22 protein-coding genes are annotated in these 24967 nt (G+C 71.6%); 18 read left to right on the forward strand and 4 right to left on the reverse strand.

Features of this window, described 5'->3' with window-relative positions; all coding sequences use genetic code 11:
- Nucleotides 1-347: 347 nt before the first annotated feature.
- The gene (locus SY2F82_RS13115) at nt 348-815 is read right to left on the reverse strand and encodes an NUDIX hydrolase (protein WP_200419180.1); all 468 of its coding nucleotides are present in this window, start codon (nt 813-815) and stop codon (nt 348-350) included.
- 18 nt (nt 816-833) lie between these two features.
- On the opposite strand from SY2F82_RS13115, the gene SY2F82_RS13120 reads away from it, so the two are divergent.
- The 12 genes from SY2F82_RS13120 to SY2F82_RS13175 all read left to right on the forward strand — a co-directional run bounded on the left by SY2F82_RS13120 (nt 834) and on the right by SY2F82_RS13175 (nt 8210).
- Nucleotides 834-1613 (forward strand): GntR family transcriptional regulator, encoded by a 780-nt coding sequence (locus tag SY2F82_RS13120; RefSeq protein WP_200419181.1) that lies wholly within the window; start codon nt 834-836, stop codon nt 1611-1613.
- A 139-nt stretch (nt 1614-1752) separates the two neighbouring features.
- The gene (locus tag SY2F82_RS13125; RefSeq protein ID WP_200419182.1) at nt 1753-2109 is read left to right on the forward strand and encodes a hypothetical protein; all 357 of its coding nucleotides are present in this window, start codon (nt 1753-1755) and stop codon (nt 2107-2109) included.
- 2 nt (nt 2110-2111) lie between these two features.
- A complete protein-coding gene (locus SY2F82_RS13130) occupies nt 2112-3467 on the forward strand; it encodes an FtsK/SpoIIIE domain-containing protein (protein WP_200419183.1) in 1356 nt (451 codons plus the stop codon).
- Nucleotides 3468-3547: 80 nt separating this feature from the next.
- A complete protein-coding gene (locus SY2F82_RS13135; RefSeq protein ID WP_200419184.1) occupies nt 3548-3754 on the forward strand; it encodes a hypothetical protein in 207 nt (68 codons plus the stop codon).
- Nucleotides 3754-4413 carry a DUF2637 domain-containing protein gene (locus tag SY2F82_RS13140; protein WP_200419185.1) on the forward strand — a complete coding sequence of 220 codons (660 nt, stop codon included), beginning with the start codon at nt 3754-3756 and terminating at the stop codon, nt 4411-4413. Before SY2F82_RS13135 ends, SY2F82_RS13140 begins: the two co-directional genes overlap by 1 nt.
- Nucleotides 4414-4435: 22 nt before the next feature.
- The gene (locus SY2F82_RS13145) at nt 4436-4627 is read left to right on the forward strand and encodes a mobile element transfer protein (protein ID WP_200419186.1); all 192 of its coding nucleotides are present in this window, start codon (nt 4436-4438) and stop codon (nt 4625-4627) included.
- Nucleotides 4628-4639: 12 nt separating this feature from the next.
- The gene (locus tag SY2F82_RS13150) at nt 4640-4795 is read left to right on the forward strand and encodes a hypothetical protein (protein WP_200419187.1); all 156 of its coding nucleotides are present in this window, start codon (nt 4640-4642) and stop codon (nt 4793-4795) included.
- Nucleotides 4796-4818: 23 nt separating this feature from the next.
- Nucleotides 4819-5130 (forward strand): SpdD-like protein, encoded by a 312-nt coding sequence (locus tag SY2F82_RS13155; protein WP_200419188.1) that lies wholly within the window; start codon nt 4819-4821, stop codon nt 5128-5130.
- A gap of 90 nt (nt 5131-5220) precedes the next feature.
- On the forward strand, nt 5221-5406 hold the full coding sequence (locus tag SY2F82_RS13160; RefSeq protein ID WP_200419189.1) for a hypothetical protein: 186 nt from the start codon (nt 5221-5223) through the stop codon (nt 5404-5406).
- Nucleotides 5399-6775 (forward strand): replication initiator protein RepSA, encoded by a 1377-nt coding sequence (repSA, locus tag SY2F82_RS13165; RefSeq protein WP_200419190.1) that lies wholly within the window; start codon nt 5399-5401, stop codon nt 6773-6775. The genes SY2F82_RS13160 and repSA overlap by 8 nt, the downstream gene beginning before the upstream one ends.
- A 2-nt stretch (nt 6776-6777) precedes the next feature.
- The gene (locus SY2F82_RS13170) at nt 6778-6975 is read left to right on the forward strand and encodes an AlpA family transcriptional regulator (RefSeq protein ID WP_200419191.1); all 198 of its coding nucleotides are present in this window, start codon (nt 6778-6780) and stop codon (nt 6973-6975) included.
- A complete protein-coding gene (locus SY2F82_RS13175; protein WP_200419192.1) occupies nt 6975-8210 on the forward strand; it encodes a site-specific integrase in 1236 nt (411 codons plus the stop codon). Before SY2F82_RS13170 ends, SY2F82_RS13175 begins: the two co-directional genes overlap by 1 nt.
- A gap of 127 nt (nt 8211-8337) precedes the next feature.
- On the opposite strand, the gene SY2F82_RS13180 is transcribed toward SY2F82_RS13175, so the two are convergent.
- The 3 genes from SY2F82_RS13180 to SY2F82_RS13190 form a co-directional block, all read right to left on the reverse strand.
- Entirely contained in the window at nt 8338-9822 is a 1485-nt protein-coding gene (locus tag SY2F82_RS13180) for an alpha/beta hydrolase (RefSeq protein ID WP_200419193.1), read from the reverse strand.
- 180 nt (nt 9823-10002) lie between these two features.
- Nucleotides 10003-11547, reverse strand: a complete 1545-nt coding sequence (locus tag SY2F82_RS13185; RefSeq protein WP_200419194.1) for an alpha/beta hydrolase — start codon at nt 11545-11547, stop codon at nt 10003-10005.
- A 161-nt stretch (nt 11548-11708) separates the two neighbouring features.
- A complete protein-coding gene (locus SY2F82_RS13190) occupies nt 11709-14588 on the reverse strand; it encodes a lysylphosphatidylglycerol synthase transmembrane domain-containing protein (protein ID WP_200419195.1) in 2880 nt (959 codons plus the stop codon).
- A gap of 185 nt (nt 14589-14773) precedes the next feature.
- Between SY2F82_RS13190 and SY2F82_RS13195 the strand changes: the two genes are divergently transcribed.
- The 6 genes from SY2F82_RS13195 to nudC all read left to right on the forward strand — a co-directional run bounded on the left by SY2F82_RS13195 (nt 14774) and on the right by nudC (nt 24963).
- A complete protein-coding gene (locus SY2F82_RS13195) occupies nt 14774-15139 on the forward strand; it encodes an MGMT family protein (protein WP_200419196.1) in 366 nt (121 codons plus the stop codon).
- 201 nt (nt 15140-15340) lie between these two features.
- Nucleotides 15341-15466, forward strand: coding sequence for a hypothetical protein (locus SY2F82_RS39505; RefSeq protein ID WP_268980387.1), 126 nt, complete (start codon nt 15341-15343; stop codon nt 15464-15466).
- Nucleotides 15463-18789 (forward strand): ATP-dependent DNA helicase, encoded by a 3327-nt coding sequence (locus SY2F82_RS13200; protein ID WP_200419197.1) that lies wholly within the window; start codon nt 15463-15465, stop codon nt 18787-18789. Before SY2F82_RS39505 ends, SY2F82_RS13200 begins: the two co-directional genes overlap by 4 nt.
- A 105-nt stretch (nt 18790-18894) precedes the next feature.
- Complete coding sequence (locus SY2F82_RS13205; protein ID WP_200419198.1) at nt 18895-22443, forward strand: ATP-dependent DNA helicase; 3549 nt, start codon at nt 18895-18897, stop codon at nt 22441-22443.
- A gap of 10 nt (nt 22444-22453) precedes the next feature.
- A complete protein-coding gene (locus SY2F82_RS13210; protein ID WP_200419199.1) occupies nt 22454-23857 on the forward strand; it encodes a dipeptidase in 1404 nt (467 codons plus the stop codon).
- A gap of 164 nt (nt 23858-24021) precedes the next feature.
- Nucleotides 24022-24963: an NAD(+) diphosphatase gene (gene nudC / locus SY2F82_RS13215; protein WP_200419200.1), complete on the forward strand. Its 942-nt coding sequence runs from the start codon at nt 24022-24024 to the stop codon at nt 24961-24963.
- Nucleotides 24964-24967 lie beyond the last annotated feature (4 nt).

The following is a 24967-nucleotide window of genomic DNA, read 5'->3' on the forward strand; positions in this document are numbered from 1 at the left end:
CAGGTGTCGGGTGCAGGTTTTCACGCAGGTCGGTGGAGCGGCTTTGGGCTGGAGCTGCTTTGGTGCGAGTGATCATGGCCCCGTAAGCTTGCGGCGCGTCGGGCAGTCTCTGGACCTGCCCGGTAAAGCACGACGTTGGGGCCATGATCTTCGAGGCTCGCGCCAAAGTGGCTGCCTAAAGCCGTGGAGCCGACCGGCCTCAGCCACAGAGGGTTTCCTACCTCTGCCCGCATGCACGCAGCGCGCCGCCGGGCGCGGCCAGCCGGGGCGGAGACAGGAGGCAGGCCGCGCCGCAGAGGCGGCGCGCGCCCGCGCTGTGCGCGGGCCTTGATGAAGTAGGGAAAGTCTTATCCCGCTGGGATGAGTCGCCGTCCGTCGTGGCTCCGGACGTGCGGGCCGTTGCCGTCCAAGGCGTCCAGAAGGCGGATCGCGAAGACCTCGGACATGCGCTCGCTGACCTGGTCGGGGGTGAGCCACTCGACCGCGGTGGACTCCATGGACGTGCGTTCATTGCCGCCGGAGGGCTTGCAGCGGAAGACCAGGGCGACGATGCCGCGCGTCGTGTTCTTGTAGACCCCGGTCAGTTCGTCCACCTCGACGTGGATGCCGGTCTCCTCCAGGACCTCGCGGGCGACGCCCGCCTCGGGGGTCTCGTCGAGTTCGAGGATGCCGCCGGGGAGTTCCCAAGTGCCGTTGTCGGCGCGGCGGATCGCCAGGAGGCGTCCGTCTTCGCGCACCACCACCCCGGCTACGGACACGGAGTGGAGGGGCGTTGACTGGCCTTCCTGGGCGCTGTTACTCATGTACAGGAGCATAGGAGGAAGAGAAGGACTATGGGAACAGCGGTAGGAGGTGAGAGGTCCGTACCTCGGTACGTGCAGATCGCCGACGAGATCGTGCAGCAGATCCGGGCGGGCGTCCTCAAGCCTGGTGACATGGTGCCGAGTGAGTCCGAACTGGTGGAGCGCTACGGCGTCTCGGGCGGCACGATTCGTAAGGCCATGGTCGAGGTGCGTGCGAGCGGTCTCGTCGAGACTCGGCATGGCAAGGGCTCGATGGTGAAGGATCGCCCGCCGGTACGGCATCGCTCCTCCGACCGCTTCCGGCGCTCACTCCGCCGGGGTGGCAAGGCTGCGTATCTGGCCGAGTCCGAGCAGTCTGGAGCCACGGCCAAGGTGAGCGTCCTCTACATCGGCCCCATGGAGGCCCCCGAGGATGCCGCCGCACGGCTGGGCGTCTCCGCCGGCACCCAGGTGCTTGCCCGGCGTCGTCTCTACTTCCGCAACGGCACCCCCGTCGAGACGGCGACGTCGTACCTCCCGTGGGACGTGGTCAAAGACATCCCTGAGCTGTTCGCCGAGAACCCTGGCGGCGGTGGCATCTACGCCCGACTCGAAGACCACGGGCACGAGTTCGCGGAGTTCGTCGAGACGCTCCAGGCGCGTACGGCCTCCAAGGCGGAGGCATCCGAGCTGGCACTCAGCCCCGGGGCGCCGGTGGTTCATCTGATCCGCGAGGCTCGTACGACCGAGGGTCAGGTGGTCGAGGTCTGCGACACGCTCATGGCCGCTGACCAGTTCGTTTTCGAGTACCGCATCCCCGCCGCCGACTGACGCGCACTCAACTCCGCGCAACCCGCCGCGAGTTCTTCTTCGCGGCGGGTTGACTCATGTATAGGAGTCATGCACTCTTCTTCATGTCACTCATGTACATGAGTGACGGAGTCCAGCCTCTGTAGAGGAGTGATCTGCTGTGCGTCAGATTCCCGTCGACACCTCCGCCGCGACCGTGATGGTCGCCAAGACCCCGCAGCCCAAGGTCAAGGACCGCCGTACCGGCGAGATCGCCACCGACGCCGAAACCGGTGCGAAGCTGATGACGGTCGACGTGATGTTCGCGGCGAACGACGAGGTCGAGATCCTGTCCATCACCGTCCCCGAGCCCGGCATCTCCGGTGAGCTGACCATGGGCACCCCGGTCGCCCTCACGGGCCTGATCGCCCGGCCCTGGGAGAACGACTTCAACGGCCAGAAGCGGCACGGGATCGCGTTCCGCGCGGTCGCCGTCACCTCGCTCGCCGCCGCTGCCGCGAAGCCCAAGGCGGCCTGACCATGACCGCCTTCACGGTCGCGCTCGTGCTGGTCGTCGCCACTGCGGTTCTCCTGCGGTGGCGGCGCCCCGCCTGGTACTGGCTGACCTTCGGCGTCTCCCTCGCCGCGCTGCGGGTCCTGGTCCGCTACGCCTCCGTCATGGACGCCTGCGGGTTGACCGTCCCGCCCTCGCGCTGGCGCCTGGCCTTAGCCCGGGCCACCAACCGGCCCGTTCCGGAGTCCCGCCCGCCGCGCATCCTGCGCCTTCGGCCGACCAGGACCGGCCTGGTCCTCCGGCTCAAGCTCCGGCCCGGGCAGGACGCCTTCGACGTCGCCGCCGCCACTGACCGGCTGCGGCACTCCTTCGGGATGTACGGCGTCACCTCGCGTGAGCTGCGCTCAGGTGTGGTTGAGGTACGGATGACCGGCTACGACGTGCTCAAGCGGGTGCAGATGCCCGCCAAGACCGACACCCGCCCGATGCGGGTTCCGGTGGCGCTACGTGAGGACGGCTCGGTCCACTACCGGGACTACCGGGCGATACCCCACGCGCTCACCCTCGGCGCCACCGAGTCCGGCAAGTCCGTCTACCAGCGCAACCTGGTCGCCGGGCTGGCCCCGATGGACGTCGCCCTGGTCGGCATCGACTGCAAGCAGGGGGTCGAGCTGTACCCGTTGGCCCGCCGCTTCTCCGCACTCGCCGACAACCCCGACACCGCCGCCGAACTGCTCGACGCGCTCGTGGCCCGTATGGAAGGCGTGTACCAGCTCATCCGCGCCGAACAGCGCATCACCTCAGACGTACCCGACGCCGACATCGCGGCCGACATCTGGGACCTGCCCGATGACCTGCGCCCCACCCCCATCGTGGTCCTGGTCGACGAGGTTGCCGAACTCGCCCTCTTCGCCAACAAGGAAGAAGAGAAGCGCCGGGACCGGATCATCACCGCACTCGCCCGGCTGGCCCAGCTCGGCCGCGCGGCCGGCATCTACCTCGAGATCTGCGGACAGCGCTTCGGCTCCGAACTCGGCAAGGGCATCACCATGCTCCGTGCCCAGCTCACCGGCCGTACCGCCCACCGCGTCAACGACGAAACCAGCGCCAACATGGCCTTCGGTGACATCTCCCCGGACGCCGTGCTGGCCGCCATCCAGATCCCCGCGGACATGCGCGGCGTCGCCATCGCGGGCGACTCGACCGGCGGCTGGCACCGCATCCGCGCCCCGCACACCTCGCTGCGGCAGGCCGTGAACATCTGCAACCGGCACGCCGACTTGGCAACCGACCTGCCGGAGCTGGCGCCCTTCCGGCCGGTGTTGCCGGGCATCCCTGCGGCCTCGGCGCCGCTGTCCAAGGCCGCTCCAGTGACGGCCTGACCTTCCCGTTCCACGGTCGGCGCGACCGCTTCGCGCCAGGTCCCTACCTCTGCCATGCCTGACGAAGGGAGAGCCCCGCCATGTGCCCTCACCGCGAGGACTTCGCCCGTACGGTGCTGCTGCTCCTCCAGCTCGGCCACTACGCCCACACGCCCGGCGCTGACCAGGGCTTCATCGAGGCCATCGGCCCGTCGCTGGCCGCTTCGCTGCCCGAGCCGCCGCCCGGCCTCTTCCCGCCTGGCTACGACCCCAACGACGGCCCCGACTACCCCGGCGAGGATTCCTGATGGGCCGCCCCGTCTTCCGTGTTGACGCCGTCCTGGTCCAGGCCGTCATCGCCGGAGCCCTGTCCTTCGCCCACCTGCACGACCTGGCCGCCGCTGCCGGACAGAGCGGGTGGAAGGCCTGGGCCTACCCGATCAGCGTCGACCTGCTCCTGGTCGCCGCCTGGCGACGGCTCCGCAGCGACGGACCGTCCCGGCTGGCCTGGTGCTGGTTCCTGATCGCCCTGTTCGCCTCCCTCGGGGCCAACGTCGCCACCGCCGGATTCCTCGACCTGGCCAACCCGCCCGCCCTGCTCCGTCTCGGTGTCGCCGGATGGCCTGCGCTGGCCTTCCTCGGTGGCACCCTCCTCGCCCACTCGGTCGGGGACCGGGTGCCGGTTCCGCCGGCACCCGCAGCCCCGGCCCCCGCACCCGAAGCGGAGTCCACCCCCGATCCCGATCTGGAGCCGGACTCCACCCCGGTTGCGGCCTCGGAGGAAGCCCCGGCACTTCCCGCCGCCGACCTGGCGCCCGCGGTTCCGGCCGTCCTCGTCAACCACGCCCGCAAGGTCGCCGACGACCACAAGGCCCGCACCGGGACCCGGATCGACGTCGAAACCCTTCGCGCCCGCCTCGGCGTCCCGCCGCAGCTCGCCGACGCCATCGCGGCCCAACTCACCTGACCCGGAAGGAGAACCGCCCAGCATGCCCGCTCGCGACCACTTCCACTCCGTGATGCGGATCGGCCCGGTGCAGATCGGCACCTACCGCGACCGCAACGGCCGGACCAAGCACGCCGCCGTGTGCACCGCCGACCGCTGCGGCTGGTCCGCCGACTACTCCAGCCAGTCCGCCGCCCAGCTCGCCGCCCGCACCCACCGCTGCACGGTCCGCTAGGAGGTGTCCCTCATGCAGGTTCCCCTCTGGCTCGCGCTGCTCGTCGTCGGATGGCTCGGCGTCAAGCTCATCCGCCCGCCCTGGTGGCTCGTCGTCGTGCTCCTGCTGGGCGGCTACCTCCTCGCCGACAGCCTGCTCGCTCCCGTGATCGACACCGCCGTCAAGTAACCAACCTCAGAAGGGAGATTCCCGTGCTCCGCCCCAAGGTCCCGACCATGCCCACGCCGACCGGGCTCGTCACCCCGCCCGCGCCCGTCGAGCCGACTGTCGTGGTCCAGCAGGCCCCGACTCCCGTTCCGGCCGCGCCTGCCTCGTCCCGCCCCACGGTCCAGCTGACACCCGGAGCCGTGCTCGCGCTCGTCGGCGGCGGCACCGCCGTGGTCCTGGTCGTCGGCGCCGTCCTCGTCTCGATGCTCCTCGCGGTCGCCATCACCGGCGCGTCCGTCGCCGTCTGCGCCCTGGTGATCCGCTCCCTGATCAACGCCGACGCCGAGCGCCGCTGACCGGCCCCCGGGCGGCCTCGATACCGCCAAGCATCCGCCGCCCGGGAGCCGTGCCCCTGTCCGATCTCGCAACCGGAAGGAACTCCCAGCATGACCGACCGCACCACACCGCCGCCCCGCATCTGCCCGAACTGCGACGGCTTCGCCTCCGTCGCCATCACCGTCGGCGGCCGCGACCGACACGGCCACCTGCGCACCATCACCGCGCACTGCCCGGCCTGCGACGGCCTGGGCATCACCCGCACCCGCCGCGTCCGGGAGGGCGCCGGTGCCTGACACGCTGCTCGACCCGACCACCCTCGGCGACCTGCTGAGGGTGGCTTCGGCCCCCGACTACACCCGTTGGGAAGACCAGATCCGCCGCACCGGCGGCTGCGCCGATCCCATCCACCTGCGCGGCTGGGTCCTCCACAAGGACAAGGTCACCGGCGAGACCCTGCACCACTACAGCACCGAGAGCGAGCCCGGCGGACGCCTCCGCGTCGCCTGCGGCAACCGCCGCGCCTCCCGCTGCCCGGCCTGCGCCTGGACCTATGCGGGCGACACCTACCACCTCATCCGCGCCGGGCTCGCGGGCGACGACCGCCGCGACATCCCCTCAACCATCCGCGATCACCCCCGCGTCTTCGCCACCCTCACTGCCCCGTCCTTCGGCCCGGTCCACAACCGCCCCGACCATGGCGTCTGCCGGTGCGGCACCCGCCACCCTGCCGACGATCCCGCCCTCGGTACTGCCCTTGATCCGGAGATGTACGACTACGGGGGCGCCGTGCTGTTCAACAACCACGCCGGGCAGCTATGGCAGCGCTTCACCACCCGCCTGCGGCGCGAGATCGCTGCCCGCGCCGGCATCACCCGCCGGGAGCTCCCCGACCACCTCCGCGTCTCGTACGGCAAGGTCGCCGAGTTCCAGAAGCGCGGCGCACTGCACTTCCATGCAGTGATCCGTCTCGACGGTCCGGAAGGCCCGGACACCCCGCCCCCGGCCTGGGCGACGGTCGACCTCCTCGCCGACGCGATCCGCGCGGCTGCCGCGCACTCGTATACCTCGGTCTCGGTTCCGGCCGCCGAGGACCAGCCCGCCCGGACCTTCCGCTGGGGCGCCCAGCTCGACGTCCGGCCCGTGAAGGCCTTCGGCGACGGCTCCGAAATCACCGAACAGGCCGTGGCCTCCTACGTGGCCAAGTACGCCACCAAAGCCGCCGAGAACACCGGCACCCTCGACCGCCGCATCGGCGAACTCTCCGAACTCGACCGCCACCAGGTCCCCGACCACACGCGCCGCCTCATCGAGGCCTGCAAGGTGCTCGATCCCCTGTACCCGGACCGCCGCCTGTGGGCCTGGGCTCACATGTTGGGCTTCCGCGGCCACTTCTCCACGAAGTCCCGCCGCTACTCCACCACGCTCGGCGCCCTCCGCCAGGAACGCGCCGACTACCGCGCCGCCCAAGAACGCGAAGCCCTCGGCCTGGACGACCTGGAGCCGGACACCGTGCTCGTCCTCGCCGACTGGCAATACGCCGGACACGGCCACACCCCCGGCGAATCCGCCCTCGCCGCCACCATCGCCCGCCAGATCCAGACCAACCGCGAAACCGCCCGCGAAGCCCTACGCGACCAACTCACCGACGAAAGGGAGTGCTGACCATGGCCTCAGAGCTGCCGAACCGGTTCCTGACCCCTGAGGACCTGGTCGAGATGTTCGAGCTCCCCAGTGTCGAGACCGTCTACCAGTGGCGCCGCAAGCACACCGGTCCCCGCGGCTTCCGCGTCGGCCGGCACCTGCGCTTCGACCCGAACGACGTACGGGCCTGGGTGGACGCCCAGCTCGGTGAGGCTGCCTGATGGCCGGGCACATCCAAGACCGCTGGTATCGAACCGAGACGGGGCCGGACGGCAAGGTCGTCAAGGTCAAGACCGAGCGGTACGGCACCGGCCTGCGCTACCGCGCCCGCTACGTCGGCCCGGACGGCACCGAGAAGTCGAAGAGCTTCCCCGACCGTCAGAAGCGGCTCGCTGAACAGTGGCTCGCACAGATCGAGACGGATATGGCGCGCGGGCAGTACATCGACCCGCAAGCCGGTCGCCTCACCGTGCGACAGCACGCCGAACGCTGGTTGGCCTCGCTGACCATGGACCCTGGCACCTTCGTGGGCACCGAGCAGCGCATCCGCCTGCACGTCCTGCCTTACCTGGGCAGTCGCACGCTGGGCTCACTTCGGCCGACGCATATCCGTGAATGGCTGCGCAAGCTGCAGGACGGGGGAGTCGCACCCGCCTATCAGCGGGTGATCTTCGCGAATTTCTCGACCATGCTCACTGCGGCCGTCGATGACCGCTTGATTCCCGAGAACCCATGTCGGTCGTCGTCCGTGCGTGCGCCGAAGCTCGACACTCGCCGGATCGTTCCATGGTCGCGTGAGCGCGTGCTCGCGGTTCGCTCGGCACTGCCGGAGCAGTACCGCGTCATGGTGGACCTGGCTGGCGGATGCGGCCTGCGTCAGGGTGAGGTGCTGGGACTGGCGGTCGAAGACGTGGACTTCATCGAGGGAGTGGTTCTCGTGGTCCGGCAGGTCAAGCTCATCCGCAACCGCCCCGTGTTTGCGCCGCCCAAGGGAGGCAAGACACGTACGGTCCCGTTGCCGGAGAGCGTTGCCCGGTCGGTCGAGGAACACATCAGCCAGCACCCGCCCGCCGCTGTGACGCTGCCGTGGCGGGAGGCCGACGGCCCGCCGGTCACAGCGTCCCTGCTCTTCCATAGGGATGAGGGCCGCCCGGTCAACCGGAACGACTTCAACCGCTGGTCCTGGCGCCCGGCCCTGGATGCCGTGGGCGTCCCTCGTGGCCGGACGAGCGGAATGCACGCGCTGAGGCACTTCTACGCGTCCGTCCTGCTGGACGCGGGGGAGAGCATCAAGGCTGTATCCCAGTACCTGGGGCACCACGACCCTGGCTTCACCTTGCGGACCTACACGCACCTGATGCCCAGCAGTGAGAAGCGGACCCGAGAGGCCGTGAACCGTGCCTTCGCGGACGGCCCGGAGACCGATGACGGCCCCACGACGGCCCAGGAGGGGTGAGGATGCAGGAAACGCGCAGGTCACGCCGTATGCGCCCTGACTTGCCGGTGTACTGAGCCTCGGCTCATCTCCTCCTTGCGATGGCGGGGGCTTCGGGCGTCATGGGTGTCCGAAGCCCCTGCTGTCGTCATGAGCAGATCGTTCCGTCCTTCGGCACGGTCCCGTTCAGCAGATACGCGTTCACCGCGGAGTCCACGCAAGTGCTCCCGTTTCCGTACGCCCCGTGGCCCTCGCCCTTCCAGGTGAGCTCCACCCCGACACCCTTGCCCAGCCCGTCGGCCATCTTCCGGGCGCCCTCGTAGGGCGTTGCGGGATCCCCGGTGTTGCCCACCAGCAGCACCGGCGCGGCTCCCGGCGCGCTGACCACCGGGTGGTCGGACTGTCCGGCCACCGGCCAGTCGTGGCACCAGCCCGCTGCGTCCCAGCCCAGGAAGTCGCCGAAGACGGGTGAGATCTTCTCGAACTCCGGCAGCAGTTTCTTCACCGACTCGGGAGTCGGCCGCTGCCTGTCGTCCAGGCACGATATGACCCGTTGCGCGTGTGTCGTGGTGCCGTAGTGGCCCGACGGGTCCCGCTCGTTGTAGTCGTCGGCCAGCGTCAGCAACCCGGAACCGTCGCCCGCCTCGGCCGCCTGCAGGGCGCTGGTGAGCATGGGCCAGCCCTGCTTGCTGTAGAGCGGCAGCACGATGCCGGTGACGGCCAGTGTCTGGGTGAGCTGTCGGCCCGACGACGTCGGCAGCGGCTTCGCGTCGATCCGCCGCAGCAACTCGGTGATCTTCTTGGAGCCCTGCTTCGGGTCCTGCCCCGTCGACCTCAGATAGTCGTCCAGCGCGCGCTGGAACCCGAGGGCCTGGTTCTTCGCGTGGCCGACGCTGTCCGCGGTGGGGTCGACGACGGCGTCCAGCACCATGCGTCCCACGTTGTTCGGGAACAGGTGGGCGTACACGCCACCCAGTTCGGTGCCGTACGAGATGCCGAAGTAGTGCGTCGTCCGGTCGCCGAGCACTTGGCGCATCAGGTCCATGTCCCGCGCGGTGTCGGTCGTCGAGACGTGCCCGAGCAGCTTTCCGGCTGCCTTCGCGCAGCCCTTGCCGAAGGCGGCGGCGTCATCGAGGTACGCCTTCTCCTCGGCGGTGTCGTCCGGTGTCACATCGATGCTCTCGGCGGCCTGGATCGCCTGGTCGCTGCGGCAGCGGATCCCCCCGCTGGCTCCGACGCCGCGAGGATCCCAGCTCACCAGGTCGTACCGCTCGTGCAGGGTGGAGACCGTGTTCGCGAACGACGGCATCATCGAGACCCCGGAGCCGCCGGGACCGCCGAAGTTGAAGAGCAGTGAGCCGATCCGGTTGCCCCCGTCGGCCCGGGACCGGATCAGCGCCAGGCCGATCGTCTCACCGTCGGGCTTCGCCCAGTCCAGCGGTGCCTTCAGGGTGGCGCACTCCCAGTCGCCGCCCGGCGCCGACGTGCCCTTGCAGCGGCCCCAGTCGAGCTTCTGCGCGGTGAGTGAGGCGGGCAGCCCCGTGGTCCCGCCTCCACCGGACGAACCGCCACCGCAGCCGGCCACCAGCAACGCGGCGGCGATCACGGCCGTCCACCGTGGAAAACGTGACATCTGTACCCCCCTTCTCCGCTCCCCGCTCGGTGCCGCGGAAAGCAATGAGGCCATGGTAGGCGGGTGGAGCGGAGCCCATGTCGGCCTGTGGATAACCATCTGACCTGGGGTTTCCGTGATGGGGGTGGGATTTTCGTCCGGGGTGGGTGGTGGCCGGTCGGTCGGGTGCAGGTGCGTCGGTCAGGTGCAGACGGTGCCGGCCGCGGGGACCTTTCCGTTCAGCAGGTAGCCGTTCACGACGCTCTGCACGCACTTGTTCCTGCTGTCGTAGGCGCCGTGCCCCTGGCCCTTGTAGGTCACCTCCACGCCGACGCCCTTGCCCAGCGCGTCCGCCATCCTCTTGGCGCCCTCGTAAGGGGTGGCCGGGTCGCCGGTGTTGCCGATCACGAGGATCGGCGGGGCGCCGGGCGCGCTCACGTTCGGATGGTTGGCGGCTCCTGCCACGGGCCAGCCGGTGCAACTGAGCATGCCCCAGGCCAGGAAGTCGCCGAACACCGGGGAGGCGGCCCGGAACTCCGGCAGCTTGGCCTTCACGTCGGCCGGCGTGTACCGCGGTTTCTCGTCGGCGCAGTTGATGGCGACGTTCGCAGGGATGAGGTTGCTGTACTGGCCCTTCTCGTCGCGCCCGTTCATCGCGTCCGAGAGCACCATCAGCACCTCCCCGTCGCCCGCGTAGGCCCGCTGCAGCCCTTCGGTCAGGTAGCCCCAGAAGTCCTTGGAGTAGAGCGCCTGTGCGATGCCGTTGGTCGCGGCGGTCTGGGTCAGCTTGCGGGGGAAGATTCCGGGGATCGGCTTGGCGTCGAGTCTCTTCAGCAGGGCGACGATCCGGTTCTCGACATCCTGCGGGGTGCGGCCGACCGGGCATCCGGTGCTCTTGGAGGTGCAGTCCCGGGCGTAGTTGTCGAGCGCGAGCTGGAAGCCCTTGGCCTGCCCGAGCGCGCTCTGTTCCGGGTCCTGCGTCGGGTCGACGACCCCGTCCAGCACGGCCCGCCCGACGTTCTTCGGGAACAAGTGCGCGTAGACACCGCCGAGTTCGGTGCCGTACGAGATGCCGAAGTAGTGCAACTTCCTGTCGCCGAGCACCTGGCGCAGCAGGTCCATGTCGCGTGCCGCGTCGGTGGTGCGCACATACGGCAGCACCCTGCCGGAGTACTTCTGGCAGGCGCTGTTGAACTGCTTGGTGCTGTTGAGGAAAGCCGTCAGCTCGGCAGCGTTGTCGGGCGTCTCGTCCTGCTGGAAGAAGGCGTCGAGCTGCTGGTCGTCCTCGCACTTCACGCCCGCGCTCCGGCCGACTCCGCGCGGGTCGAAACTCACGAGGTCGTAGCGGGTGCGCAGGGTCTCGTAGTCCTGTGCGAAGGCGGGCAGCGCGGTCACGCCGGAGCCGCCCGGGCCGCCGAAGTTGAAGACCAGGGAACCGATTCGCTCGCTCGGGGGGCCGCTGGCCTTGACCCTGATCAGCGCGATGTCGATGGTGCCGCTCGTGGGGTCGTCCCAGTTCAGGGGCACCTTCATGGTCGCGCACTGCCACCGTCCGCCGTTCGGCAGCGGCGAGGGGGCGGTGCCGCCGCCCTCCGACGCGGACGGCGCCGGGCAGTTGTTCCAGATCAGCTTCTGACTCGACAGCTCCCCGTCCACGAAGCCGCTGGCGCAGCCCGTCAGAAGGGAGGACACAAGCACGGCGGCGGCGCTCACGGCGGCGGCACGCTTCGAGAGACGGTTCGGCATGTCCCCATCGTGCGACCGCGCGGCCCGGTGCGCTCGGGACGCGGTCCGTGCGGGTGACTCCCGGCTGCCGTCCCCGCGTGTCGCCTGTGCCCAAGGCCGGTGAGGGCATCACCGGATGTGCCTGTAAGCCCCCACGCGCGCGCGTGCCGTACGCGGCAGTCCTAGAGGGCGTCCTTGCGTGTCAGATGGTTGAAGAAAAGCCACCCGGGCAGCACCGGCAGCCACAGCGTCAGCAGCCGGTACAACAGCACCGCGGGAGCCGCGACCTCCTTGGGGAGGCCGACGGCGATCAGACCGACCGTCAGGGTCGCCTCGACCGCGCCCACACCGCCCGGGGTCGGGGCGGCCGAGCCGAGGGCGTTGCCGGCGAGGAAGACGACCGCGACGCTGGCCAGGCTCAGCGTGGTCCTCTCCTCGTGGCCGAACGCGCGGATCGAGGCGTCCAGGCACATCACGAAGGACGCGGTCAGCAGCAGCATGCCGCCGATGCCGGTGACCAGTTTCTGCGGCCGCTGCAGTACGTCGAGCATGCGCGGGACGACACCCGCGAACAGCGACCGCACGCGCGTGACGACGAATTTCCGCAGGAACGGCACGGACGTGACCACCAGGACGAGCACAGCGACCGTCAGCAGGCCCGCGATGACCGTGCGGGACGGGGACAGGGACGGCGTCTTCTCGGTGCCCGTGAGATATCCGAAGGACAGCAGCATCAGGATGTGACAGCCCAGCCCGAACAGCTGGGAGGCGCCCACGCTCGCCACCGCGAGCCCCGGCCGCACCCCCGCGCGCTGGAGGAAGCGCGTGTTGAGCGCCACGCCCCCGACCGCGGCGGGCGCCACGATCTTCACGAAGGACCCGGCGACCTGCGCGGCCACGGTCCGCACGAACGGCACCCGCTCGGGCACGAAGCCCAGCAGCGCCATCGCCGCCGCGACGTAGCTCAGTGCGGAGAAGAACACGGCCGCCGCCACCCAGCCCCACTCGGCGTTGGCGAAGAGGGTGCCGAACTGGATGTGGGTGAGCTGCGTCAGCAGGAAGTACGCGCCGATGGCGCCCGCCATGAAGCTGATCAGCGTGCGCGGCCGGACCCGCTCCAGACGGGCCGGCTCCACCGGCGCCTGCGGCCGGATGCGCAGCACCTGGTGGCGGATCTGGGTGAGCAGGTCCTCCTCGCGGGCCTCCTCCAGTGCCTCGTCGATCGCCCGCTTCTCGGCCCGCTGCTCGGCGCGTACCGCCTTCTTGTCGGGCTTGTCGAGGACGACCCCGGAGCCGTCGTGCGTCTCCTCCCCACGGGCCGCTTTGTCCTGCCGGGACGCCTCGAGGACCGCTTCCCGCTCGCGCTGGGCCCGTTCCCGGGCCAGCCTCCGGAGCGTCGCGCGCGTGGAGCGGGTCAGTGCGATGGGCTGCAACATGGGCAGACAGTCGGCGACCGCGTCCGGGCCGAGCACGTCGACCGCGGATGCCACCGCCCGCTCGGCGCCGACCCGGAGCCCGAGTGTGGTCAGCAACTGCGCGATGTCCATGCGCAGCACCAGGTCACCGGCCGCGATCTCGCCACCGCGCAGATCCGTCAGGATGACGGTGCCGGAACGATCCACCACGAGGGCGTCACCAGCGAGCCGACGGTGCGCGATGCGCCGCGACTGCAGCGCCCGCACCTGCTGCCAGGTGTCGTGCAGCAGATCGTCGGTGATCTCCTGATCGGCGAGCTGGTCCAGGGTCCGGCCGCCGGTGTGCTCGTAGACGAGCATCACGGCGTCGGGGCCCAACTCGGAGGTCGCGATCAGCTTGGGCGCGTTGGCGCCGGCCGCGATGGCCGCGTACGCGAGGAGCGCCTCCTGTTCCAGGGCCTGCCGCAGCGACTGCAGGCTGCGCCGGGTGGTGATCCCGCGCAGCGTCAGCCGCCGCCACACGCGGTAGAAGAAGCCCTGCGCCTGCTGCTCGCGGTCGACGACGGTGACGTCGAGGGGCGGGCCGTCCTCCAGAGTGACGAAGTAGCGGCGGCCGCGGTCGCCGTTGTCCGCCGTGTCGTGCATCTCCTCGCGCGCCGCGCTCACGGGGCGGAAGCCGACGGTGCGCAGCCCCGCCATCAGGGTCCGCCCGGTGGGCCGTACGTTCGGCGAGCCCACCGCGTACAGCGTTCCGGCCGCCACACTCCAGCCGATCAGCACCGTCAGGATGATGGAGAACGGTGTGGTGTAGCCGGTGACCAGCATCGAGAAGGCGTCGAGGAGCAACACCACCCACAGCACGGCACGCCAACGCGGCCTGCGTGACATGCCCACGGCGGTCATATAGGCGATGACGGGCGCGAGATAGCCGTGCACCGGATCGGTCAGGGCATGGATGTCGCCGGGGGAGGGCTGGGTGAGCGCTTCCTGGATGGAGGGCGGGGCGGCCCGGGCGACCCACAGGTCCGTGGCGAGTGTCACTCCGTGGGCCAGGACCGCCGCGAGGACGCCGTCGGCGATGCGCACCCCGTCCCGCTTGATCAGCCGTTCGATCGCGAAGGCGACCGGTACCAGCAGGATCGCGATGCTCGATGCCAGACCCGCGAGTTTGATCAGCAGATCGGGTGCCTGCCCCGTGCCCCTGTTGATGTCCTGCTCGAGCCCCGACGTGGTGCCGTGCGCGAACGCGGCGACCGCGAGCAGCACCCCGATCCCGAGCACGCCCACCAGAAGCCGCATCAGGTCCGAGGGACGGTGCACGCGCGCGGGGAGCAGCGGTTCGTCGCCCTCCACCTCGTCGTTGTGGGCGTCGGCGCCCTCCTCGTCCCGCTGAGGTCCCCTATGGGCAGCCGCTGTCCGCGGCGTGTCGTCGCCGGGTGCCCGGGCGGGTCCGTTTTCGCTGTCGGGCGCCTTCTCGCCGGGGCTGTCGGGCGTCGTGTCGCGCGTGAGGTCGCCGGCGCGCCTCTCCTTGTTCGCTTCTTCGTTCGCCTCTTCGCCGGCGTGATGGCCCGCGGCGGCGGTGTCAGGGCGCGACGAACCCCCAGGGGTGCCCTCCGCGCCGTCGGGGTGCACGCCCTGCTGCTTCATCGTCTCTTCTTGGTCTCGTATCACCAGTCACCGCCCGCACGATGGTGGCATGCCCATCCGACACACGGGGGCATCAGGGTGCAAATGCGGGGGCGCACAGTCTGCCCGAAGCGCTGCGCCGGGGCGAGGGCCACGCTCGGCCGCTCTCTCATCACATTGTCGGTGGGGTGGGGCAGGATGGGGCGATGAGCGAGGAGAACCTTGCGGCGGACTCCCTGCCCGAGTACGCGGAACGGGTCCTTGACGTGGCCGAACGCATTCCGCCGGGGCGCGTGATGACGTACGGGGACGTCGCCGAGTGGCTGGAGGACGGAGGCCCGCGCCAGGTGGGCCGTGTGATGGCCCTCTACGGCGGAGCGGTCCCCTGGTGGCGTGTGATCCGCGCGGACGGCGTACTGCTCCCGGGCCATGAGCTGGAGGCGCTGGGCCACTACCGGGCGGAGGGCACCCCACTGCGGGAGGCAGGCCGCGCCTCGGAGGGGCATCTGCCGCGGGTCGACATGAGGCGGGCGCGCTGGGACGGCGTCGAACGCGCGGAGGGTCACATCTGACAGCTTCCGGCATCGGAGGCACCGAACGGGCACGCCTCGCTCGTACGGGTGAATTAGGGCGCAAGCGTGGCCTGGCGTACGTTCGTGGATGGGGCGACCGCAGTGACAGGTGTGACCAAAGGGGCATGCGGGAGGTCGGGGAAGCCCTGCTTCCGCGGACCGGGCGGGCGTAGCGTCGAGGGCGCGCGTCCCCCTCATCCCGTGACCACCGCCGGCCACGCCCGGCAGCCCTGCCGGCCGCCGCCCGACCACCATCCCTCGACGACGGCGTTCCGCGCCGCCAGTGACCAGCACGAGTACGACCACCAGGACCGGCGAACCACGTGAGCTCCTCTTCCTCCACCAGGCGCCTGCCGCACCCCCGGGTGCGGGAGGGGAGCCGTGGCGCCTACCGACTGGTGCGTACCCCGCCCGTCCGGGTGGATCCCCCTCGACTGGACGCGAGTCAGCGCGCGGTGGTTGAGCACGAGTCCGGCCCCCTGCTGGTTCTCGCGGGTCCGGGCACCGGGAAGACGACCACGCTCGTCGAGTCCGTCGCCGCCCGGATCGCCCGCGGCGGCGACCCGGAACGCATCCTGGTGCTCACCTTCAGCCGCAAGGCCGCCGTCGACCTGCGCGACCGGATGGCGCTGCGCACCGGCGCGGCGCACGCCCCGCAGGCGACCACGTTCCACTCGTTCTGCTACGCCCTGGTCCGCGCCCACCAGGACAGCGGCCTCTTCGCCGAGCCCCTGCGGCTGCTGTCCGGCCCCGAGCAGGACGTGGCGGTGCGCGAGCTGCTCGCCGGCCAGCCCGATCTGGAGCGCCTCGGCCTCGCACACGTGCGCTGGCCCGACGAGCTGCGCGCCTGTCTGACCACGCGTGGCTTCGCCGACGAGGTGCGCGCCGTGCTGGCCCGCAGCCGGGAACTCGGCCTCGGCCCGGACGCCCTGCGCCGCTTCGCCGAGCGGACGGGCCGCCCGGACTGGCAGGCCGCGTCCGCCTTCCTCGCCGAGTACCTGGACGTCCTCGACCTCCAGGGAGTGATCGACTACGCGGAGCTGGTGCACCGTGCGGTCCTGCTGGCCTGCCGCCCCGGCGTCGCCGAGCGCCTGGCCGGCCAGTACGACGCGGTCTACGTCGACGAGTACCAGGACACCGACCCCGCTCAGGTACGGCTCCTGCGGGCCCTCGCGGGCGACGGCCGGACCCTGGTGGCCTTCGGCGACCCCGACCAGTCGATCTACGCGTTCCGGGGCGCCGACGTGAACGGCATCCTGGACTTCCCCCACGCCTTCCCGCGCACCGACGGCGCACCGGCGCCCGTGGAGGTCCTCCGGACGTCCCGCCGCTCCGGCGCCGCCCTCCTCGCCGCGACCCGGCTGCTGACCCAGCGCATGCCGCTGACCCGGCTTCCGGCGGAGAAGGTACGCGCCCACCGGGAACTCGCCGCCGTACGGGACGGGGGCCGCGTCGAGGTCTACACGTACCCCACCCCCGGCACGGAACTGGACAACATCGCCGACATCCTGCGCCGGGCGCACCTGGAGGACGGTGTTCCGTGGGGCGAGATGGCCGTCCTGGTGCGCGCCGGAGCGCGCACGATCCCGACGGTCCGCCGCGCCCTGACGGCCGCGGGAGTTCCCCTGGACATCGACGGCGACGACCTCCCGCTGCGCAACGAACCGGCGGTGACCCCGCTGCTGACGGCGCTGCGGGCGGTGGCGCGGGCGGAGGCGTCGCGAACAGGGTCGGAGGAAGCCCAGCAGGAGGGGACCGAACCGGAAGCCTGGCTGGACACCGAGACCGCGCTCACCCTCCTCGTCTCCCCCCTCGCCGGCATGGACGCCGCGGACCTGCGCCGCCTCGGCCGTGCCCTGCGCGAGGAGGAGCGGGCGGCCGGCAACCCCGTACCCCCGCCCTCCGACGACCTGCTCGCCCGGGCGCTGGCCGAACCCGAGCGGCTGGTGACGCACGACCCGGCGTACGCGCGCGGAGCCCAGCGCCTCGGTGCGCTGCTCAGGAAGGCCCGCGAGCGGCTCGCGGACGGCGGCACCGCAGAGGAGGCCCTCTGGGTGCTGTGGGACGGCACGCCGTGGCCCAGGCGCCTGGAGAACGCCTCCCGGCGCGGCGGCGCGGCCGGGCGCAACGCCGACCGTGACCTGGATGCGGTGTGCGCCCTGTTCGCGACCGCCGCGCGCGCGGAGGAGCGCACCGGCGGCCGGGGCGCCCTGAACTTCCTGGAGGAGATAGAGGCCCAGGACATAGCCGCCGACACACTCACCCGCCGCGCCGTGCGTCCTGACGCCGTCCGCCTGATGACCGCGCACCGCTCCAAGGGACTGCAGTGGCGCCTGGTCGTCGTCGCCGGCGTCCAGGAGGGCCTGTGGCCCGACCTGCGCCGCCGCGGCTCCCTCCTGGAGGCCGACCGTATCGGCCGTGACGGGCTCGCCGAACCCCTCACCCCGGGCGCGCTGCTCGCCGAGGAGCGCCGCCTGTTCTACGTCGCCTGCACGCGCGCGCGTGAGCGGCTGGTCGTCACCGCCGTGAAGGCCCCCGCCGACGACGGCGACCAGCCTTCCCGCTTCCTCACCGAACTCGGCGTCGAACCCAGGGACGTCGCCGGCCGCCCACGCCGTCCCCTGTCCGTCGCCGCCCTGGTCGCCGAACTGCGCGCCACGACCGTCGACCCGCGCGCCTCCGACGCCCTCCGTGCGGCCGCCGCCCGTCGGCTGGCCAGGCTCGCCGCCCTCACCGACGAGGACGGACGGCCCCTGGTGCCGTCGGCCCACCCGTACCGCTGGTGGGGCATGTGGGACCCGACCGAGAGCAAGGTGCCGCTGCGCGACCGCGACCAGCCCGTCGTGCTCTCCGGAAGCGCCCTCGACCAGCTCGCGAACACCTGCGCCCTGCAGTGGTTCCTGGGCCGTGAGGTGAAGGCCGACACGCCCGCGACCGCCGCGCAGGGGTTCGGGAACGTGGTGCACGTCCTCGCCGACGAGGTCGCCTCCGGTCGCACCCCCGCCGACCTGGACGTGCTCATGGAACGCCTGGACTCGGTGTGGAACGCGCTCGCCTTCGACGCGCCGTGGAAGTCCGCCCAGGAGAAGGACAACGCGCGCGCGGCGCTCGAACGCTTCCTGAAGTGGCACGTCGACTCCAATGGCGCCCGCGCCGGGCGCACCCCGGTGGCGAGCGAGCACGACTTCGACGTCACCCTCGAAGCGGGCGACTACCAGGTGCGGATCCGCGGCTCCATGGACCGCGTGGAATCCGACGGCGAGGGCCGCGCCTACGTGGTCGACTTCAAGACCGGCAAGCAGGTTCCCAGCGCCGCCGAGGTGGACCGTCACCCGCAGCTCGCGGTGTACCAGCTGGCCGTGCGCGAGGGCGCCGTCGACGAGGCGTTCGGCGGCCGGCGTCCCGAGCCGGGCGGTGCGGAACTGGTCCACTTGCGGCAGGGCGCCGCCAGGAAGGACGGCGGGGAAACGCTGCCCAAGGTGCAGGCGCAGGACCCCCTGGAAGGCGAGTGGGCCGGGGAGCTGCTGGCCACCGCCGCCGGCAAGGTCCTCGACGAGCGTTTCTCGCCGACCACCGGGCAGCACTGCACGCACTGCGCGTTCCGGGCGTCGTGCAGCGCGCGGCCGGAGGGCCGGCAGGTCGTGGACTGACAGTACGGGTGTGACCAGTCGCACCACCCGTGCTGACCAGCACATCGTCCGGCGCAGCAGGCAGCTCGGCACCCACTGTCAGTGGCCACCGATAGCCTCTCCGTCATGCCCGCACGTATCACCGACCCCGAGCAGCTCAAGGAGCTCCTCGGCATCCCTTTCACCCCGGAGCAGACGGCCTGCATCACCGCGCCGCCCGCCCCGCAGGTGATCGTGGCCGGAGCCGGGTCGGGCAAGACCACGGTGATGGCGGCCCGCGTGGTGTGGCTCGTCGGCACCGGTCAGGTCGCCCCGGAGCAGGTCCTCGGCCTGACCTTCACCAACAAGGCGGCCGGCGAACTCGCCGAGCGTGTCCGCAAGGCGTTGATCAAGGCGGGCGTCACCGACCCGGACGTGATCGACCCGGACAATCCGCCGGGCGAGCCGGTGATCTCCACGTACCACGCCTTCGCGGGCAGGCTCCTCACCGACCACGGCCTGCGCATCGGGCTCGAACCCACCTCTCGCCTGCTGGCCGACGCCACCCGCTACCAGCTCGCGGCACGCGTGCTGCGCGAGGCGCCGGGCCCCTATCCGTCGCTGACCCGGTCCTTCCCGGACCTCGTCGGAGACCTGCTCACGCTCGACGCCGAACTGGCCGAGCACCTCGTGACTCCGGAGGACCTGCGCGCTCACGACGCCGAGCTGCTGCGCACCCTGGAAGGCGTCCGGCTCACCAACGCCGACTTGCGCAAGGTTCCCGAGACGGCCGCCGCCCGCCGGGAACTGGCCGAGCTGGTGATCCGCTACCGGGCGGCCAAGCGCGAGCGGGACCTGCTGGACTTCGGCGACCAGATCGCCCTCTCCGCCGAGCTCGCGGGCCTCCCCGAGGTCGGCCGCATCCTGCGGGACGAGTTCCGCGTGGTCCTGCTCGACGAGTACCAGGACACGTCGGTGGCCCAGCGCGTCCTGCTCGCCGGACTGTTCGGCGGCGGCAGCGGCCACCCCGTGACCGCCGTCGGCGACCCCTGCCAGGCGATCTACGGCTGGCGCGGAGCCTCCGTCGCGAACCTCGACGACTTCCCCGAGCACTTCCCGCACGCCGACGGCCGCCCCGCGACCCGCCAGGCCCTCAGCGAGAACCGCCGCAGCGGCGGCCGCCTCCTCGACCTGGCCAACGGCCTCGCCGCCCCCCTGCGCGCGATGCACGCGGGCGTGGAGGCCCTGCGCCCCGCCCCGGGAGCCGAGCGTGACGGCCTGGTGCGCTGCGCCCTGCTGCGCACCCACTCCGAGGAGATCGACTGGATCGCCGACTCCCTCGCCCACCTGGTGCGCACCGGCACCGCTCCCGGTGAGATCGCCGTCCTGTGCCGCACCGCGACCGACTTCGCCCAGATCCAGGGCGCCCTGGTCGCACGCGACATCCCGGTCGAGGTCGTGGGCCTGTCCGGGCTGCTGCACCTGCCCGAGGTCGCCGACCTCGTCGCCGTCTGCGAGGTCCTGCAGGACCCCGGCGCCAACGCCTCCCTGGTCCGCCTCCTCACCGGACCGCGCTGGCGCATCGGCCCCCGCGACCTCGCGCTCCTGGGCCGGCGCGCCCGGTTTCTCGTGTCGCACGCGCGGGTGGACGGCGACGAGGACCCGGACCGCAGGCTCGCCGCCGCCGTCGAGGGCGTCGACCCGTCCGAGGTGATCTCGCTCGCGGATGCCCTCGACACCTTCCTCGAACTGCCCATGGAGGCCGAGCGGGAGGACGACGGGCTGCCGTTCTCGCCCGACGCGCGCGTACGGTTCGCACGGCTGGCCGCCGAACTGCGCGACCTGCGCCGCTCCCTCGCCGACCCGCTGATGGACGTCCTGCACCGCGTGCTCGCCGTCACCGGGTTGGAGGTCGAGCTGTCCGCGTCCCCGCACGCGCTCGCGGCCCGCCGCCGCGAGACCCTCTCGAACTTCCTGGACATCGCCGCGTCCTTCGCGGCCAACGAACCGGACGCCAGTCTTCTCGCGTTCCTCGGCTTCCTGCGCACCGCCGCCCAGTACGAGAAGGGCCTGGACAACGCCCTCCCCGGTGGTGAGAACACCGTCAAGGTGCTCACCGCGCACAAGTCCAAGGGTCTGGAGTGGGACGTCGTCGCCGTCCCCGGGCTGGTCAAAGGCACCTTCCCGAGCGCCCAGGGCCGAGAGAAGTGGACCGCGCAGGGCAAGGTGCTGCCGCACGCGCTGCGCGGCGACGCCGACACCCTGCCCGACGTCGAGACGTGGGACTCCCGCGGCCTGAAGGCCTTCCACGAGGCCATGAAGGAGCACCAGCACACCGAGGAACTGCGCCTCGGCTACGTCACCTTCACCCGTCCCCGCTCCCTGCTGCTCGGCTCCGGCCACTGGTGGGGTCCCGCCCAGAAGCGCCCCCGAGGGCCCTCGGACTTCCTCCAGGCCCTCTACGAGCACTGCGAGGCCGGACACGGCGAGATCGAGGTGTGGGCCGACCCGCCCGCCGAGGACGAGGAGAACCCGGCACTCCACGAGGCGGCCACCGACCATGCCTGGCCGCTCCCGCTGGACGAGGCGGCCCTGGCCCGCCGCCGCGCCGCCGCCGCGACCGTACTCGCCCACCTGGAGCAGGTCGCCTCACACGAAGGCGCCCACCCGGCGGCCGACCACGCCCCCTCCGCGTACGACGACCCGGAATGGCCGCCACCGCCGGACGACGAGGACCTCTACGACGACCTCGACGGGGAGGAAACCGCCCTCGGCGCGTTGCCGCCCGCCGAGGAGGAAGCCGCCTGGGACGACCACGCCGAAGCGGACGACTCCGACTGGGACTCCTGGACGACCCACCGTCCCGCGCCCCCTTCCGCGGCCACCCACGCGCGCGTACCAGCGGGCGACGGCATCCCCACCGTCCCGCACGCCCGGCGGCACCCGTCCGAGGACGCCCCCTCGCTCATCCCGGAGGAGGCCCGCACCATCGCCTCATGGGACCGCGATCTGGACGCCCTCACCGGAGAGCTGCTGCGCGCCCGCGCGGCCGTCACCGACGTGCCGCTGCCACCGTCGCTGACCGCCTCCCAGGTGCTGCGCCTGGCCGCCGACCCTGACGGGCTCGCACAGGAACTCGCACGCCCCATGCCCCGCCCCCCGCAGCCGGCGGCGCGCCGGGGCACTCGGTTCCACGCCTGGGTGGAGGCACGCTTCGAGGCGCTGCGGCTGCCGATGCTGGAGCCGGAGGAGCTGCCCGGCAGCGACGCCGAGATCGCCGACGAGCGTGACCTGGAGGCCCTCAAGGACGCCTTCGAACGCACCCCGTACGCCCATCGGACCCCGTACCGCGTCGAGGCACCTTTCCAGCTCGGCATCGCCGGCCGCGTGGTGCGGGGCCGTATCGACGCCGTGTACCGCGTGGACGGCGAGGACGGCACGCAGTACGAGATCGTCGACTGGAAGACCAGCCGCGCCCGCACCGCCGACCCGCTCCAGCTCGCCCTGTACCGGCTCGCCTGGGCCGAGCAGCAGGGCGTGCCCCTGGACGCCGTCAGGGCCGCGTTCCTGTACGTCCGCAGTGGCGAGGTCGTACGTCCCGAAGGACTCCCGGACCGGGCCGCCCTCGAGCGGCTGTTGCTGGCCGGCCCCTCCGGTGGGGAACCGGCGGACCAGGATGTCGGCGCGGGCCTATAGGCTCGTGACCATGAGCGAGACCCCGGACAGTGCCGTCCGCACGTACATCGACAGCCACCGCGCCGCCTTCCTCGACGACCTCGCGGAGTGGCTGCGCATCCCGTCGGTGTCCGCGCAGCCCGAGCGCGCGGAGGACGTGCGTCGCAGTGCCGACTGGCTCGCCGCCAAGCTCCAGGAGACCGGCTTCCCGACCGCCGAGGTGTGGCCGACTGCCGGAGCCCCCGCAGTCTTCGCCGAGTGGCCCTCCCACGACCCGCAGGCACCCACCGTCCTCGTCTACGGCCACCACGACGTTCAGCCCGCCGCCCGCGAGGACGGCTGGGACAGCGACCCCTTCGAACCGGTGATCCGCGACGGCCGCCTGTACGCGCGCGGGGCCGCCGACGACAAGGGCCAGGTGTTCTTCCACACACTCGGCGTCCGCGCCCACCTCGCCGCCACCGGGCGCACCGCCCCGGCCGTCCACCTGAAGCTGCTGATCGAGGGCGAGGAGGAATCCGGCTCCCCGAACTTCCGCACCCTCGTCGAACAGCACGCCGACCGGCTCGCCGCCGACGCGGTGATCGTCTCCGACACCGGCATGTGGTCCGCGGACACTCCCACCGTCTGCACCGGCATGCGCGGCCTCGCCGAATGCGAGATCACCCTGTACGGACCCGAGCAGGACATCCACTCCGGGTCCTTCGGCGGCGCCGTGCCCAACCCGGCCACCGCGGCCGCCCGCCTGGTCGCCGCCCTGCACGACGAACACGCGCGCGTAGCGATACCGGGCTTCTACGACGGCGTCGTCGACCTCACCGACCGCGAACGCGAACTCTTCGCCGAACTGCCCTTCGACGAGGAGCAGTGGCTGCGGACCGCCCGGTCGACCGCCGCGTACGGGGAGGCCGGACACACCACACTGGAGCGCATCTGGGCCCGCCCCACCGCCGAGGTCAACGGCATCGGCGGCGGCTACCAGGGCCCCGGCAGCAAGACGATCATTCCGTCCTCCGCCATGGTCAAGCTCTCCTTCCGGCTGGTCGCGGGTCAGGACCCCGACCACATCGAGAAGGTGGTGCGCGCCTGGGCGGCGGACGCGCTGCCCGCCGGGATCCGGCACGAGATCACGTTCGGCTCGGCCACCCGCCCCTGCCTGACGCCCCTCGACCACCCCGCCCTGCAGTCCGTCGTACGCGCCATGGGCCGCGCCTTCCAGCAGCCCGTCCGCTTCACTCGCGAGGGCGGGTCCGGACCCGCCGCCGACCTCCAGGAGGTCCTCGGCGCACCCGTCCTGTTCCTCGGCATCTCCATCCCCTCCGACGGCTGGCACGCCCCGAACGAGAAGGTCGAACTCGATCTGCTCCTCAAAGGCGTCGAAACCGCCGCATACCTGTGGGACGACCTGGGGGAGAACCGGCACGATGCCGACTGACGAAGGCGCGGGGCACAGGGTCGCCCGGGCGAACCGCCCGGCGCGGCACACTGGAAGGGCCGCCCCGCCCGCCTCAGGCCCGCCCGACCCGGTCCCCGCCCGACCTACGCCTTGCTGAACCGCCCGCCGAAACCACCGTTGCACCGGGGGAGTTGGAAGCACTCGTGACCACCTGGACCGACCACACCGCCGACCGGCCCATCTCGCTCACCGCGCCGAGCGGCATCGACCGGGCCGCCCACCACCGGCTCGACGAGGCATGGCTCGCCGCGGCATGGAGCCACCCCTCGACGCGTTGCTTCGTGGTCTCCGGGGGCCAGGCCCTCATCGACGAGACGCCGGACGGCCGGACCGAACTGGTCATGACCCCCTCCTTCGAGGCACCGCTCACCGAGGCCCACCGCTACTTCCTGGGCACCGACGCGGACGGCGTCAGCTACTTCGCCCTCCAGAAGGACGCACTTCCCGGCCGTATGGACCAGTCGGCGCGCCCGGCCGGCCTGCGCGAGGCCGGACTGCTGCTGTCGCCACGCGACGCGGGCCTGATGGTGCACGCGGTCGCGCTGGAGAACTGGCAGCGCCTGCACCGCTTCTGCTCACGCTGCGGCGAGCGCACGGTCATCGCGGCCGCCGGCCACATTCGCCGCTGCCCCGCCTGCGGCGCCGAGCACTACCCGCGCACCGACCCGGCTGTGATCATGGCGGTCACTGACGACGACGACCGCATCCTGCTCGGCCGACAGGTGCACTGGCCCGAGGGCCGCTTCTCGACCCTCGCCGGCTTCGTCGAACCGGGGGAGTCCATCGAGCAGTCGGTGCGGCGCGAGGTGTTCGAAGAGGTCGGCATCACCATCGGAGAGGTCCAGTACATCGCCAGTCAGCCCTGGCCCTTCCCGTCCAGCCTGATGCTCGGCTTCCTCGCGCACGCCACCACCACGGACATCGACGTCGACGGGGACGAGATCCACGAGGCACGCTGGTTCTCCCGGGAGGAGCTGCGCTCCGCGTTCGAGACCGGAGAGGTCCTCCCGCCGTACGGCATCTCCATCGCGGCCCGTCTGATCGAGCTCTGGTACGGCAAGCCCCTGCCGACCCGAAGCGTCTGACCCG

The sequence above is a fragment of the Streptomyces sp. Y2F8-2 genome (genome assembly GCF_014905555.1).
In the GTDB taxonomy this organism is placed as follows: domain Bacteria; phylum Actinomycetota; class Actinomycetes; order Streptomycetales; family Streptomycetaceae; genus Streptomyces; species Streptomyces cynarae.

Coding starts and splice junctions, on each gene's coding strand:
- SY2F82_RS13130 (WP_200419183.1), top strand. CDS start 2,112: ATGACCGCCTTCACGGTCGCGCTCGTGCTGGTCGTCGCCACTGCGGTT.
- SY2F82_RS13120 (WP_200419181.1), top strand. CDS start 834: ATGGGAACAGCGGTAGGAGGTGAGAGGTCCGTACCTCGGTACGTGCAG.
- SY2F82_RS13205 (WP_200419198.1), top strand. CDS start 18,895: ATGCCCGCACGTATCACCGACCCCGAGCAGCTCAAGGAGCTCCTCGGC.
- SY2F82_RS13140 (WP_200419185.1), top strand. CDS start 3,754: ATGGGCCGCCCCGTCTTCCGTGTTGACGCCGTCCTGGTCCAGGCCGTC.
- SY2F82_RS13135 (WP_200419184.1), top strand. CDS start 3,548: ATGTGCCCTCACCGCGAGGACTTCGCCCGTACGGTGCTGCTGCTCCTC.
- SY2F82_RS13115 (WP_200419180.1), bottom strand. CDS start 815: ATGCTCCTGTACATGAGTAACAGCGCCCAGGAAGGCCAGTCAACGCCC.
- SY2F82_RS13145 (WP_200419186.1), top strand. CDS start 4,436: ATGCCCGCTCGCGACCACTTCCACTCCGTGATGCGGATCGGCCCGGTG.
- SY2F82_RS13150 (WP_200419187.1), top strand. CDS start 4,640: ATGCAGGTTCCCCTCTGGCTCGCGCTGCTCGTCGTCGGATGGCTCGGC.
- SY2F82_RS13195 (WP_200419196.1), top strand. CDS start 14,774: ATGAGCGAGGAGAACCTTGCGGCGGACTCCCTGCCCGAGTACGCGGAA.
- SY2F82_RS13210 (WP_200419199.1), top strand. CDS start 22,454: ATGAGCGAGACCCCGGACAGTGCCGTCCGCACGTACATCGACAGCCAC.
- SY2F82_RS13160 (WP_200419189.1), top strand. CDS start 5,221: ATGACCGACCGCACCACACCGCCGCCCCGCATCTGCCCGAACTGCGAC.
- SY2F82_RS13175 (WP_200419192.1), top strand. CDS start 6,975: ATGGCCGGGCACATCCAAGACCGCTGGTATCGAACCGAGACGGGGCCG.
- SY2F82_RS13170 (WP_200419191.1), top strand. CDS start 6,778: ATGGCCTCAGAGCTGCCGAACCGGTTCCTGACCCCTGAGGACCTGGTC.
- SY2F82_RS13185 (WP_200419194.1), bottom strand. CDS start 11,547: ATGCCGAACCGTCTCTCGAAGCGTGCCGCCGCCGTGAGCGCCGCCGCC.
- SY2F82_RS13190 (WP_200419195.1), bottom strand. CDS start 14,588: ATGAAGCAGCAGGGCGTGCACCCCGACGGCGCGGAGGGCACCCCTGGG.
- SY2F82_RS13180 (WP_200419193.1), bottom strand. CDS start 9,822: ATGTCACGTTTTCCACGGTGGACGGCCGTGATCGCCGCCGCGTTGCTG.